The 13,649-nt window shown below is 44.8% G+C and carries 17 protein-coding genes; 14 read left to right on the top strand and 3 right to left on the bottom strand.

Annotated elements, in window-relative coordinates; all coding sequences use genetic code 11:
- Positions 1–205 precede the first annotated feature (205 nt).
- From SFC25_RS17150 to yunB, 9 genes are all read left to right on the top strand, one after another.
- On the top strand, positions 206–685 hold the full coding sequence (locus SFC25_RS17150; RefSeq protein WP_411216429.1) for a DUF2975 domain-containing protein: 480 nt from the start codon (positions 206–208) through the stop codon (positions 683–685).
- Between the two features lie 10 nt (positions 686–695).
- Positions 696–908 (top strand): helix-turn-helix domain-containing protein, encoded by a 213-nt coding sequence (locus SFC25_RS17145; protein ID WP_095215914.1) that lies wholly within the window; start codon positions 696–698, stop codon positions 906–908.
- A gap of 131 nt (positions 909–1,039) precedes the next feature.
- Entirely contained in the window at positions 1,040–1,810 is a 771-nt protein-coding gene (locus SFC25_RS17140) for a DUF817 domain-containing protein (protein WP_411216435.1), read from the top strand.
- A 95-nt stretch (positions 1,811–1,905) separates the two neighbouring features.
- Complete coding sequence (locus SFC25_RS17135; RefSeq protein ID WP_411216428.1) at positions 1,906–2,694, top strand: SDR family NAD(P)-dependent oxidoreductase; 789 nt, start codon at positions 1,906–1,908, stop codon at positions 2,692–2,694.
- Positions 2,695–2,769: 75 nt separating this feature from the next.
- Complete coding sequence (locus SFC25_RS17130) at positions 2,770–3,585, top strand: sulfite exporter TauE/SafE family protein (RefSeq protein WP_411216427.1); 816 nt, start codon at positions 2,770–2,772, stop codon at positions 3,583–3,585.
- Between the two features lie 14 nt (positions 3,586–3,599).
- On the top strand, positions 3,600–4,991 hold the full coding sequence (locus SFC25_RS17125) for a bifunctional metallophosphatase/5'-nucleotidase (protein WP_411216426.1): 1,392 nt from the start codon (positions 3,600–3,602) through the stop codon (positions 4,989–4,991).
- Positions 4,992–5,041: 50 nt separating this feature from the next.
- The gene (locus tag SFC25_RS17120) at positions 5,042–5,344 is read left to right on the top strand and encodes a YunC family protein (protein WP_411216434.1); all 303 of its coding nucleotides are present in this window, start codon (positions 5,042–5,044) and stop codon (positions 5,342–5,344) included.
- A 99-nt stretch (positions 5,345–5,443) separates the two neighbouring features.
- Positions 5,444–6,535, top strand: a complete 1,092-nt coding sequence (locus tag SFC25_RS17115) for an HD-GYP domain-containing protein (protein ID WP_411216425.1) — start codon at positions 5,444–5,446, stop codon at positions 6,533–6,535.
- A gap of 54 nt (positions 6,536–6,589) precedes the next feature.
- Positions 6,590–7,375 (top strand): sporulation protein YunB, encoded by a 786-nt coding sequence (yunB, locus tag SFC25_RS17110; RefSeq protein ID WP_411216424.1) that lies wholly within the window; start codon positions 6,590–6,592, stop codon positions 7,373–7,375.
- A gap of 1 nt (position 7,376) precedes the next feature.
- Here the strand turns inward: yunB and SFC25_RS17105 are convergent, their stop codons facing one another.
- A complete protein-coding gene (locus tag SFC25_RS17105; protein ID WP_411216423.1) occupies positions 7,377–8,363 on the bottom strand; it encodes a M23 family metallopeptidase in 987 nt (328 codons plus the stop codon).
- Between the two features lie 144 nt (positions 8,364–8,507).
- Between SFC25_RS17105 and SFC25_RS17100 the strand changes: the two genes are divergently transcribed.
- From SFC25_RS17100 to SFC25_RS17090, 3 genes are read left to right on the top strand one after another with little or no spacing between them, the layout of a single operon-like run.
- Positions 8,508–8,792: a YutD family protein gene (locus tag SFC25_RS17100; protein ID WP_411216422.1), complete on the top strand. Its 285-nt coding sequence runs from the start codon at positions 8,508–8,510 to the stop codon at positions 8,790–8,792.
- Positions 8,793–8,817: 25 nt separating this feature from the next.
- The gene (locus tag SFC25_RS17095; RefSeq protein WP_411216421.1) at positions 8,818–9,270 is read left to right on the top strand and encodes a DUF86 domain-containing protein; all 453 of its coding nucleotides are present in this window, start codon (positions 8,818–8,820) and stop codon (positions 9,268–9,270) included.
- Positions 9,257–10,024, top strand: a complete 768-nt coding sequence (locus SFC25_RS17090) for a TIGR01457 family HAD-type hydrolase (RefSeq protein WP_411216420.1) — start codon at positions 9,257–9,259, stop codon at positions 10,022–10,024. The genes SFC25_RS17095 and SFC25_RS17090 overlap by 14 nt, the downstream gene beginning before the upstream one ends.
- Positions 10,025–10,077: 53 nt before the next feature.
- Here the strand turns inward: SFC25_RS17090 and SFC25_RS17085 are convergent, their stop codons facing one another.
- Both SFC25_RS17085 and SFC25_RS17080 read right to left on the bottom strand, forming a co-directional pair.
- Positions 10,078–10,581, bottom strand: a complete 504-nt coding sequence (locus tag SFC25_RS17085) for a spore coat protein (protein ID WP_411216419.1) — start codon at positions 10,579–10,581, stop codon at positions 10,078–10,080.
- A 102-nt stretch (positions 10,582–10,683) separates the two neighbouring features.
- A complete protein-coding gene (locus tag SFC25_RS17080; protein ID WP_095224326.1) occupies positions 10,684–11,181 on the bottom strand; it encodes a phosphatidylglycerophosphatase A family protein in 498 nt (165 codons plus the stop codon).
- 128 nt (positions 11,182–11,309) lie between these two features.
- On the opposite strand from SFC25_RS17080, the gene SFC25_RS17075 reads away from it, so the two are divergent.
- Together SFC25_RS17075 and SFC25_RS17070 are read left to right on the top strand one after the other, a co-directional pair.
- Positions 11,310–12,260, top strand: a complete 951-nt coding sequence (locus SFC25_RS17075; protein ID WP_411216418.1) for a protein kinase family protein — start codon at positions 11,310–11,312, stop codon at positions 12,258–12,260.
- Positions 12,261–12,348: 88 nt separating this feature from the next.
- Positions 12,349–13,644, top strand: coding sequence for a homoserine dehydrogenase (locus SFC25_RS17070; protein ID WP_411216417.1), 1,296 nt, complete (start codon positions 12,349–12,351; stop codon positions 13,642–13,644).
- The last annotated feature ends 5 nt before the right edge of the window (positions 13,645–13,649 follow it).

The following is a 13,649-nucleotide window of genomic DNA, read 5'->3' as shown; positions in this document are numbered from 1 at the left end:
TCCATCGGTTAATAGCTTTACAGCAAAAGACGAACTCTTAGAGTTCGTCTTTTTTTGTTGTTTAAAATGATTCTTTTTTTGAAGAAAAAATACGGCTTCTTTTACTAGAATCAACATATAATTTTTGTTTTTTAATAATTATTTATTGTAAAACGATAAATAATATATTAAGATCGTATTTAGGAAAACAAGTGAGGTGCTCTTAATGAAACGTGAAACACTCTTTTTAAAGCTAGCTGTCTTTCTTATGGCATTGCCGGTTATTGCTTTATGTATATTTGCAATTCCGAATATAGCTTTTGGTTCGGCAGATTATTATCCGGAAGCTGAATTTTTGAAATATCCTGCTTTGGTTGGATTATATGTAACGGCATTGGCATATTTTCTAGCTCTATATCAGTCTTACCGCCTGCTTGGATATATTGACAAAAATATTGCTTTTTCCGATTTTTCTGTTAAGGCATTAAAGAATATTAAGTACTGCGCTATGACTATAAGTATTGTTTACGTAATACTTCTGCCGCTAATTTATGTCGTTGCCGAGAGAGACGATGCTCCAGGACTTATTTTAGTAGGAATGGCACTTATCTTCGCGCCGTTGGTTGTAGCAATCTTTGCTGCTGTGCTTCAGAAGCTCTTGAAAAATGCCATCGATATAAAATCTGAAAACGACTTGACGGTCTGAGGTGAACAACATGGCGATCATAATCAATATCGATGTAATGCTTGCGAAAAGAAAAATGAGTGTTACCGAACTATCAGAGAAGGTCGGAATTACAATGGCGAATCTGTCAATATTGAAAAACGGAAAGGCAAAGGCAATTCGAGTATCAACGCTGGATGCTATTTGTAAGGCTCTGGATTGTCAGCCGGGGGATATTCTCGAATACCGAACTGATGAAGTGTAATGTGATAGTGCAATAGAGGAAGCAGAAGAAAATATCGGAGGGATAGGGTTATGTATAAAAATCGCAACCTGACTTACGATGCAGAACAGCAATTACCTGCATTCCAAAAGAGAAAGTTAGCTCAGAGAACGCTGGGATCATTAACGCAGCTTGTCCGTTTTGGGTGGGAGCAGGCACTATCCTGTTTGTTTCCGGTCGTGATTTTTGCATCTTTGGCTTTGACTCAATTTATTCCGCTTCCCTTTCTGTCGCGTTATGATTGGCTGCTTATCATTTGTCTTCTGATGCAAGTACTGATGTTGCGCTCCGGTCTTGAAACGAGGGATGAACTAAAGGTAATTACAGTTTTCCACATTATCGGTCTTGTGCTTGAGTTATTCAAAGTACATATGGGTTCCTGGTCTTATCCCGAAGAAGGCTATTCCAAAATCTTCGGCGTCCCTTTGTATAGCGGCTTTATGTATGCAAGTGTCGCAAGTTATCTTTGCCAGGCTTGGAGACGACTTAAAGTGGATCTTGTGAAGTGGCCGTCGTATCTGGCTGTTGTTCCACTTGCAGCTGCGATTTACTTGAATTTCTTTACACATCATTTCTGGTTTGATATTCGGTGGGTGTTATCTGGACTTGTACTTATTGTCTTTTGGCGGGCGTGGGTCACATACGAGGTTGGTGGAATCCGATACAAAATGCCGCTTGCGCTTTCTTTTGTACTTATCGGCTTTTTTATTTGGATAGCTGAGAATATTGCTACATTCTTCGGGGCTTGGGAATATCCGAACCAAACGGAAGCATGGAGCCTTGTTCATTTAGGTAAGGTAAGTTCATGGCTTTTATTAGTGATAGTCAGCTTTCTGATAGTAGCTACTTTAAAACGTTTTAAGGAAAGGAATAACTCAATATAAGCCTATTTTAAAACGGCTGAAAGAGAGAAAATGTTTGGCGATCTTTTCGACTGGGAAAATCTCCTTTATGTGAAGACACAAAGGAGATGAAGTCCATGAGTTATAGTTTAGAAGGCAAAGTAGCCATCGTGACCGGTGCCAATGATGGCATCGGCTTGGAAACTGTGAAAGCATTTCTGAATGAGGGAGCGAAGGTGGTTGGTGTCAGCTTAACAGTGGAGGATGTGAAGGATATAGCGGATCATTCCTCATTCCTGCCATTGGAGCTGGATCTGACGGATGAGGGTGCTGCCGAGAAGGTGGTTGATGCTGCAGTTTCTCATTTTGGAAAGCTGGATATTCTAGCAAATGTAGCTGGAATTGCTACGTATAAAGATAGTTTCATGGATGTCACATTGGATATATGGAGAGAGACTTTTGAGACGAATTTGTTTGCTGTTGTAGCCTTAACGAAGGCAGCTATTCCAGAGCTGAAGAAACAGCCAGGAGCGAGCATCGTCAATGTGGCATCCGAGAGCGGACATGTGCCTGATTCGTTTGCAATTGATTACAGCAGCAGTAAAGCAGCTATCCTGAATCTGACACAAGCTTTATCCGATGAGTTTGGCGGAGATATCCGGGTGAATGTCGTGTCGCCTGGTCCGACACGTACAACGATGTGGAATAAACCAGGCGGCATGGTGGATATGCTCAGTGATATGTTCGATAAAGAAGGGGAAGAGGCTGTCAGCTACTTCGCGAAGGAAGTCCGTCAGATTCCGCGCGGGGAGATCGGGAAACCGGAAGAGATTGCCAACGTGATCGTCTTCTTAGCTTCAGATAAAGCGACATATGTCACAGGAGCAGAATTCCCGGTGAACGGCGGGTCAGTCAAATACAAATAAATTCTGTTATAATGGTATGACTGCAGTAGGCAGTCATACTTTTTTTAATACGTTGAAAAGATGGAAGGGATACGCATGGTATTTGCCGTAAGTTTACTAGTAGGGCTCCTTGCAGCAGCGCTTGGCAGTCTGGTAGGTTTGGGAGGAGGAATCATCCTTGTACCGTCGCTGCTGATCTTGAGCAGCTTCTGGGATGAATTCAGCTGGGCTACACCGCAAGCAATCGTCGGTGTATCTGTTATCTTTATGATTTTTACTGGTCTGTCTTCTACGCTTACATATATGAAAAGCGGACGGGTTGATTACAAAAGCGGACTTATTTTCTTAGCAGGAGGGTTGCCAGGAGCTATTCTTGGTTCATTCCTGAATCGTTTTATCTCGGGTGATGGTTTTTCGTTATACTTTGGTATTCTTGTGCTTCTCGTTTTCTTTATGTTCTTCGTAAAACGCAAGGAACGTGAAGTAATCAACCCGAAAGGCATCATTGTCACAAAGGAGATCAACGGAACTACTTATACATACAGCTTCCGATTCATGGCGGCGTTTGTGCTGTCCTTGTTTGTCGGACTGCTTTCCGGTATGTTCGGAATAGGAGGAGGCAGCTTCATGGTGCCTGCCATGATCCTTCTATTCGGATTTCCCGCACATGTTGCTGTTGCGACAAGTATGCTCATGGTATTTTTCCTCAGTATCGTTAGTACCGTTACGCATATTTCCCTTGGACATGTGGAATGGAATGTTGTATGGGCGTTTATTCCGGGTGCGATTATCGGCGGATTTCTCGGGGCAAGGATCAATCAGATGCTGAAGGGAAATACTGTCGTCTGGATATTGCGTATCATGCTCGTATTAGTTGCTGTCCGTTTGATTTGGGACGGTTTGTCGTCATAAAGGAGTAGAGAAGGATGCAGGAAAAGCTGACTATCAACTACACAAATGATTTGCATAGCTATTTCGAGAACTGGCCGAAGATTGTCGGCTACTTGAAGGGAAACAAACAAAAGCTGAAGGATGCGGGTGAGACATGCTGGCTGATTGATATCGGGGATCATGTCGATCGCTCACGACCGATAGCAGAGGCATTCAAAGGAAAGGCAAATATCAGCCTGCTGAACGAAGCCGGCTATGATTTCGCAACAATCGGCAATAATGAAGGAATCACACTTGACTATGATGACCTTTATCATTTGTACGATGAGGCGGAGTTCCGGGTTGCAGTAGCAAACCTGCATACAAAGACTGGAAAAGATCCGAGCTGGATGGAGTCATCCTGGGTAGTCGAAACAGCTGGCGGTGTGAAAGTCGGCATGATCGGATTGACAGCTCCATTTCCGGATTTTTATAATCTGATCGGCTGGAACGTCCAGGACCCGATGGAAGTTCTGGAGCGTGAGATAGGTCCTCTTCGATCTTCTTGCGATGTGGTTGTGCTGCTTTCGCATCTTGGGATCTATGCAGATAGGGATATAGCTGCAGCATTTCCGGAAATCGATGTGATTGTTGGCGGGCATACACATCATCTGCTTCATGAAGGAGAATATGTGAACCAATGTCTGATTACGACAGCAGGCAAACAAGGCTTCTATTTGGGAGAAGTGGAAATCATCTGGGACACAGGGAAAAGATGCATCATAGATAAGCGTGCCAGGGCCATTCCTGTTGCAGAGCTGGAAGATGATGCAGATACAGCGGAGCAGGTGGCTGAGTATTCGGAAAACGCAGCAAAAGCAATGCATCGTCCAGCTGTCGTTTTACCAGATCCAATGCCATCATCTCCTTATGAGGCTTCGCGTGCAATGGATTTATTGACTGATTATCTGCGCAGATGGACAAAGGCAGATCTTGCATTTCTAAATGCGGGGGTGCTGCTTGACAGCTTCCCCGCAGGAGCTATTTCTTATATGGATATTCACCGGATCTGTCCGCATCCGATCAATCCGGCAACAGTTCCGTTAACAGGTGAAGCTCTGGAACAAATCGTAAATGCCGCATTGCAGCCTGATTTTATTTCTTTCCCTCTAAAGGGCTTCGGCTTCCGCGGGAAGGTGATCGGCAAGATGATTTACAGCGGACTGACGTTTGATATGCAAGGAACAGAAGCAAAACCAGTGGCAGTGAACGTGAAGATACACGGTAAGCCGCTTGACCCTAATAAGCTTTACACGACCGCTATGGCGGATACTTTCACTTTTGGCAGCTTGCTGCCAAATATTAAGGAAGCAGAAGGCAAGAAATATTTCATGCCGGAAATGCTGCGGGATTTGCTCCTGGAGGCGTTTCAGGAAATAGAAAAATGAGCAAACACCTCCGTTTCTCCTACATAGGATATAACGGAGGTGTATTTAAATTGATGACTGTTGAACCTTTATTTTTAGATGGCAAGCCCTTTACCGCTGTGACTGTCATATTGCCTAAGACAACCTTGCTCGTTGTGTCGAATGATGTCGGTTATATAATGTGCGGTGCATTGGATGTCGATTTGCTGAATGAAAAACTGGCTGATCGCAACATTATATCCGGCAGGGCAGTCGGAGTAAGAACAATCGAGCAGCTGCTGGCAGCGCCGCTTGAAAAGGTGACAGAAGCATCAGCCGCATATGGCTGGAAGCCTGGGATCATCGGAAAAGAAGCTTTACTTCTCTTGCCTTAAAAAAATTGTCGAAGCGCGTACTCTCAATCTAGATTGTTTTCCGTTTTTCTGGTACTATTTTATCAGAATGGAATGTCGGAGAAGATAAGGGGTACGTCAATGAGACTAGTTTCGACAAAATCGGTAAAGCCCGGCAGTAAGCTCGCTCAACCCGTATATAATGATAAAGGCAGTATTCTCATCCAACGGGATGTGGAGTTGACAGTAAATATTATCGATCGCTTGCGAGAGCTGCGATATACCTACGTCTATATCCGAGACGACAGGCTGCAGGATATCGAGCTTTACTTCTCCACTTCCAATGAAAAACGGCTGAAGGCGATGCAGGTTATCCATAAGAGCTTCCAGGAAATCAAGAAGAGCGACAATGGACGGTATTTGACCGAAAAAATGACAGACAAAATGACGAGTTCCATCCAGGAGATGGTCAGTAATTTGCGGCCAAAACGCCAAACATTGACGATTCTTTCCGATATGCTCATATATGATGATTATATATTCGCCCATTCGGTAAACGTCGCGTTATATGCGATGGCCATCGCCAATGAAATGAAACTTCCGGTTCCTGTTGTAGAGGAAATCGGTTTCGGTGCGATCCTCCATGATGTAGGGAAAATGTTCGTACCTCAGGAAGTTTTGCAAAAGACTGGCAAACTGACTGATTCGGAATTCGAGCAGATCAAAGAACACACAACAAAGGGTTTTCATTATTTGCGCAAGATGAATAATATCCCGCTGGTGGTCGCGCATTGCGCATATCAGCATCATGAACGGATAAATGGCTCTGGATATCCACGGGGTATCAGCGGGGCGGATATTCATTTGTATGCGAAGATCATTGGCATAGCTGATGTCTTCGATGCTGTCACGAGCAATCGTGTCTACCGCGATGCTATGCTGCCGCATGAAGGGTTGGAAATATTATTTGCAGGTGCAGGGGATCAGTTCGATTTGGAGATGGTCGAGGCCTTCAAGCGAAGCGTCGCAATTTACCCGACTGGGCTTACTGTCCGTCTGAGTGATGGACGAATGGGAATTGTTATCCGCCAAAATAAAGATATCAATACAAGACCTATCATCCGGATTCTCGAAGAAGCGGATGGTACAGAACCTGTACCGTATGAAGTGGACTTGTATGAGCATTTGAATATAACGGTAGTAGCTTGTTCGACATCTGCAGAGATGAACTAGCCTATTCTAACCCCCTTTGGTCAAGCATATGCTTGATTCGAGGGGGTTTTTTCCATGCGTCCATGGCAGCGCAGAGCTTATAAGGCATCACCTTCCTTTCGTCATGTGCTCCTGATGACCCTGCTGTTATTCCTGCTGTTCACTAGTTTAAGCCTTTGGCTAGTGAATAGGGGATTGGAGCCCACACTTATGGCTATTGCAGAAACAAAGACAGAGCAGTTTGCCAAACAGGCGATAAACCAGGCTGTACAAGCAGAAAAGGAAGCGGATTTGGACTTGAATGCATTTGTGCAAGTTGAGAAAGATACCAACGGGAATGTGACACATGCCAGCTGGGATGCCGCAACTGTGAACGAGGTCCTGCGGAAAGTGACCTTTCGTGTACAAAACTATCTGCGGCTGATGGAAGATGGTGAAATGCCGGCAGTAAGCGAGGAGCAGCTTGCGGAGGAAGCAGCAGCGGATGTTATCCAGGAGAAATTGGAGGAGGATCCGACGCTCGTCGATATACCGCTTGGTCAGGCAACCAATAATGCTTTGCTTGCTAATCTAGGTCCCAGGATTCCAGTGAAATTCGAAATGATCGGATATGTAGAATCAGGCGTTGATGTAAAGGTGGAAGAATACGGCATAAATAACGCGATGTTTGTCTTCATGGTTGAAATCAAAGCGAATGTTCGAATCATCATTCCGTTTTCCACGAAGACGACAACCGTCACGCAGGATGTGCTGCTCGGAAGTACGGTGATACAAGGGCAAGTACCGGAATTCTATAACAACGGAGGGAAGTCTGGATCATCTCCATCTTTCTCTATCCCAATGCAAAAGGAAGGCGAATAAATCAGCCTTCCTTTTTTTGCTGTTTGGATTTTTGTTCCCAAATTCGAAGATAAGGATAGGGGTCAAAGGAAAACTCCGAACGTCCATTATCCTTATACATGCCGTAGTGCAAGTGTGGCGGGAATTTTCCTGAAGTTCCTGGAGGTCCATAGCCGCTGGCTCCAACATACCCAATCACGTCTCCAGGTTTAACAACGTCCCCGACGGATACGCCTTTTTCGAAACCGTTCAAATGGGCATAGTAGTGATAGATATTATTGCTGTCGCGCAGGCCGATACGCCAGCCTCCATACAAGTTCCAGCCTTTCAGTTCGACGACGCCATATGTTGTCGCGTATACAGGAACACCGTAGTTTGCGAAGATGTCTGTACCTTCATGGATCCTTCTGCCGCCAAATCCTCGTGCATCTCCCCAAGTATTTCGGTAGCTGTAATTATGGTGGAGAGGAAGCGGGAAGGAGCGTTTATCCAGCTCTATTGTTCCGAATTTCTCATACAGTTTGGCTGTATTCATAATCGTCTGTACGGTGAGATCACGCTCATAATAATGCCAAAGGGCTATTTTGATATCATTTTTTGTAATGCCAGAGCGCTGAATAAAAGAAGCCATTGTGTACAGTACATCTTCCGGGTTGTCTGGGTCAGCCTGTTTATCTCCATCTCCATCCCGCCCTAATCCGTGGAACCATAAAATGGAGGATTCGTCCGCTTGTTTTCCATGCTCAGCAGCTCCGAACCACATCTCTTCGGGAATTTCGATTGCGATAAGTTTTTCTTCTTGTTTGGATTGGTTCGGAAGATTATGTTCATACTGATCGATTGCAGCTAAATAATACCAAGGAAGTCCTGTGGCAGCTGCTGTTTTTTTGTAAAGCGCCATGCGATCCTGCTTTGCTTTATTTACAGTTTCTTCTCCTTTTGCAGAGGCGGAGAAAGGGAAACTGCTTAGCAAGAGAATCAGCAGCATGGCAATGTGCATCTTTTTCATGTGCTGCTCACCTTTCCTTACACGTTTACTGTTAGTTTGTACAGAGATTAGATTTTCATGAGTCCTGATGATTAGTTGCGAGGAAGTAATGCGAAAATATAAAAAAAATATGCTACACTAGAAGCAAGATAGGGGAGTCGATAGATGGTGAAAACAACAGTACAAGGCAAGCACTATGAAGTGGTGCAGGATGTAAAGGGGGCCTTTCAGGAACAGGCATTCCAAAACCGCTACAGCGAAATCCTGACGAAATATGATTACATTGTCGGAGATTGGGGATATGAGCAGCTTCGTCTGAAAGGATTCTTTGATGACGACAACCCAAAATCCACCTTTGATACGAAAATCAGTACGTTGGAAGATTATTTGTATGAGTATTGCAATTTTGGCTGTGCTTATTTTGTCGTGAAAAAAGTTCCGGCAAAGTAAAACGCGCAAGAGAGGGGCAAATACGATGTACTTTGTGGATAAACGAAAGATAGAAGCAATCCTTACATATATGGAAGAACTGCTTGCAGCAGAGATACCTCATTCTGCCGGGCTGGCAGATAAGCTTGCTGCTGAACGGCGGGCGCAGCTCTTGATTGAAGGTATACTGGATACTGGCAACAGTGTAATTGACGGATTCATTATGCGTGACCCGGGCAGTTATGATGATATTATCGATATCCTTGCAGATGAAAAGGTAATAGCCGAAGACACTGCACCAGCCTTTAAAGAGGTGATTGCACTTCGTAAAATGCTTACTGCTGAATATCAGCAAGTGGATCACCAAAGGCTTACGCACACGATGGAGAAACACCACGATCTGCTGGAACAATACGTAAAATGGGTACGAGCTTATTTGGTGGATGAAACGCGGACAGCTTCCGCTTTTGCAAGGAGCAGCGAAGATGAAAGCATATGATGGATATCTGATTGACCTGGATGGAACGATGTATCTGGGCAAGGAGCGGATCGAAGCTGCGCCAGGATTCATTCAGAGACTGAAGGACGCTGGTAAAAAGCATCTTTTCGTAACGAATAACTCGACACGCACACAGGAGCAAGTAGCTGATAAGCTTCGCCAAATGGATATAGCTGCAAATCCAGAAGATGTGTTCACGACAAGTATGGCGACTGCAGCATACATCCGTGAGCAAAATCCAGCTGCCAGGGTATTTGCTATCGGCGAAGAAGGTTTATTTGACGCTTTGGCGAAAGAGGAGCTTACTTTAGCGGAAGAGGATTGTGATTTTGTTGTCATCGGTCTTGATACATCGATTACGTATGACAAGCTGGCTAAGGCTTGTCTGCTTGTCCGGGCAGGTGCAAAGTTCCTGTCCACGAATAGTGACCGGGCCCTTCCTACCGATGCTGGCTTGATGCCGGGTAATGGTGCGATGACAGCTGTCATTTCTGTCAGTACTGGTATTGAACCGACTTTTATCGGCAAACCGGAGAACATCATGATGGAACAGGCAAGGAAGCTATTGGATTTGGAAAAGGATCAAGTCCTTATGGTAGGAGATAATTACCTCACTGATATTACAGCAGGTATCCGGGCGGGTTTGGATACACTGATGGTATGCACTGGTTTTACAAGAAGAGAAGAACTTCCTTCCCTCAATCCGAAGCCAACATATACGATTGATACGTTAACAGAATGGGAATTTAAATAAAGAGCAGCCTCCCTTGGAGGCTGCTCTTTGTTAGTTGGGACTTTTATTCAGAATCAATAGCCCATTTGAATTGCTCTGTTCGCATTGCGGATATCGTTTTGCAGCAGACGTTCGAAGTTATATGCTGGGTAAAGGCCTCTTCTGTACATATAATCAAAGATCTTCGCATGCGTATCGATTGCCAGCTGTAATTGTTTCCGTAGTGTCTCGCGGAGAACAGGGGTAGCTGTTTCTGTGATTGCAATGGCATAATTCCGGACAGAAGTCTTGGCGAAAACCAGCAGATCACCGGCATAAAAAGCAGGACTGACTTGCCGTGTATCTGTTACCTCGTTAGGACCAGGTGCATAAGGGAAGAATTGAAGCAATTCATTTAAATTGCTTTCCAGCCCTTGTATCGTCTGTTCATAAATAGAGCGAAGTTCACCGTCATTGATACTCCCGATGAAATGTTTCATTTTCGTCAAAGCCACTGCCTGCGAAGCAACAAGTTCGTGCAGCTCCAGGGTTTCATGCCATGCTAAACGATTTGGATAACCGGTTGAGGTATTTTCCAAAAGATTCCCTCCTCATGTATTAGACGTTTACACTATATTCGGAGAGTGGCTATTTGGATACTGATCACAAAAAAAGAAGCAGCTTATAGCTGCTTCTTCTGTTTATCCATCGATATTTTCTTCATCGTTCTGACTATGCGCTAGTCTGCTGGCAGCTGCCGCGGCGATCGCACCTACAATGTCATCCAGGAAGGTATGGCATTCTCCGCTGCTTTTATCATTCAGCTTGGCCAAAATACCAGGTTTCTGTTTGTCGATATAACCGTAATTCGTGAATCCGATTGATCCGTATAAGTTGATGATGGATAGTGCGATTACTTCATCAATACCGTACAGGCTTTCATCCCTCGCCAGGTTATCCTGTAGTGGCTGTTCCAGTTTTCCTTGTTCTGTTAACACATCAAGCTGGATTCCTGTCAGGATGGCGTTTTGGACCTCTCTTTTTGATAAAACGCGTTCCACATTATATATGCACCGGTCCATCGTAAGACCAGGATAATATTTCTCTTGCAGAAAATGGACAAGTTCTGCGATGTCTTTTACTTGTACCCCGCGTTCAATGAGCCACTCCCGCGCTTTTTTCTCTAATTCGGCTGTCATAAGATCACTTCGCTTTCCTATGTATGATTCTGTTTAGCAGTATACCCTTTTAGCCTATGCTCCAACCGTCAGCTCTTGAACATGTTTCTTACTTATGACTCATAAAATGGAACAGGAGGTGTTTGCTCGTGTTGCAGTTGATGCAGCAGTATATACCAGGGTTCAGCGGCAAGCCGGTTTCTTACCGGAATTATCACGCTTATCAGACAACAGATCGATTATATGTCATTATACCAGCAAGGACGGATCAAGACAGTTATTATGAATTGGCTGCAATAACTGCTTATATGCAGGAGGCAGGTTTTCTGCGTCTTGCGCAGCCGCTGCTGACAACAGATGGTCAGATAGTGACGGTCTATGAAAATACAGCATATCTCGTTGTGGAAATGCCGCCGCCTTATCCAAGAAGTCTTAATGCGCATGGTGCGGAGCTGGCTGTATTCCATCAGCTTGGCGCTGGCTGTCCTTTCGCACCGGATACACTTTCCAGCTACGGGAAATGGAGTGAACTATGGACTGCACGCCTGTCGCAAGCAGAAAGATTGTATTCCAACGTCTATCAAAAACGGCCGCTTGTCCATGAGGAACGGTTCTTCTTGGATACCTTTCACTATGTTATCGGCAGGACGGAGCTTGCTATTCAATACTTGAATGAAACAAGCAATGAGTTCCGATTTACAGACTATGACCAGCCGACCACTGTATTTATGAAATATCAGTCTGAACTGGCAGAAACATATGTGCTGCCTCATAGCATCATTTATGACCATCCAGCTCGTGACTTAGCCGAATTAGTAAGGACTGCTTTTTGTAAGGAAGAAACGGAGGATACGGAAGAATTCCTGCAGTCTTATTTGCAGCAGCGACCGCTTTCTGTATTTGGCATGCGGCTGCTGTATGCGAGGCTGATCATGCCGCTCCACCTTTTTGACCAAATCGAGAAAGGTGTGACTGACAAAGCGTATGAAACGCTTATCATGCAGCAAAGCAAGTACGAGCAGCGTCTGGCTGGATTATTCGAAAGCATGCATGTCGATACGCACTCTCTTGAGATACCGATATTGGAAAATTATTTGTAAAGTTGGTTGCGATAGTAGATTGATAGAGTTATAATGTCCTTTATATAAAAACATTTGTTTATTTGAGGTGGACAGGAGGCTGGATAAGATGAAACAAAGGATACAAATCGGCTTATGCGGCCTTGGCACAGTCGGAAGTGGGGTGGTCCAGATTTTACAGGACCACCAGGAACAAATTCGATATAAGCTCGGCTGTGAAGTGGAAGTAGCGAAAGTACTGGTTAAGAATCAGGAGAAGAAACGGGATTATATCAAGGATGCTTCCATCCTTACGACGGAGGCCGCAGATATTACCGATAACCCGGAAATCGATATCGTTGTGGAAGTCATGGGCGGTATGGAGAATACGTATCAGCTGCTTGAACGGAGTATCCGCAATCGCAAGCATATCGTGACAGCCAATAAAGACTTGATGGCGGAGCACGGTGACAAGCTGTTTGCACTGTCCCAAGAATATAATACCGATATTTATTACGAGGCTAGTGTGGCAGGTGGTATTCCAATTCTCCGCTCGCTCAGTGACGGCCTTGCTTCAGATAAGATCGAAAAAGTAATGGGGATCGTCAATGGGACGACAAATTTCATCCTCACGAAGATGACAGATGAGAACTTATCATTTGAAGCAGTGCTGAAGGAAGCTCAAGAACTCGGATTTGCCGAAGCTGATCCAACTGCAGATGTGGAAGGTTTGGATGCGGCCCGCAAGATGACATTGCTTGCGAATTTGGCATTCAAAATGCCTGTGGCTTATAGTGATGTCCAAGTGGCCGGCATCACTTCAATCTCGCAGCAAGATATTGATTTTGCCGGAAAGCTTGGCTATATCATAAAGCTTATCGGTATCGCCGCAATCGATGACGGGAAAGTCGAAGTGAGCGTCGAACCTACTTTGCTGCCGGAAGCACACCCTCTGGCGCAGGTGAAGAATGAGTACAATGCTGTTTATGTATATGGACACGCAGTCGGCGAAACAATGTTTTATGGTCCTGGAGCTGGCGGACTGCCAACGGCGACAGCGGTCGTATCGGATCTTATGGAGGTTGTTAAGAATATCCGCTTGGGTGTCAGCGGCAAGGCATATGTACAGCCGCAATATAAGACTGCTCTGAAAGATGATACGGAAAAACACGCCAAGTATTTCATTCGCGTCGAAGCAGAGGATCAGACAGGGGCATTCCACGCTGTCACAAATGTGTTTGCCGGTCAGGATGTCTCGTTTGCGAAGATCCTCCAGCTGCCTCATAGCAAATCGAAAACAGCAGAAGTTGTCATGGTGACACATAAACACAGCAAGCAGCAAATCGAAAACAGCATACAGCAGCTGGAACAATTGAACGTCGTAAAGCGCGTCATCAGCTGTTATCGTGTAGACGGAGAGGATTGAAGAGC

It is taken from the genome of Terribacillus saccharophilus, from assembly GCF_046592595.1.
GTDB lineage: Bacteria > Bacillota > Bacilli > Bacillales > Amphibacillaceae > Terribacillus > Terribacillus saccharophilus_C.
This window is presented reverse-complemented; position numbering and strand designations above follow the sequence as displayed.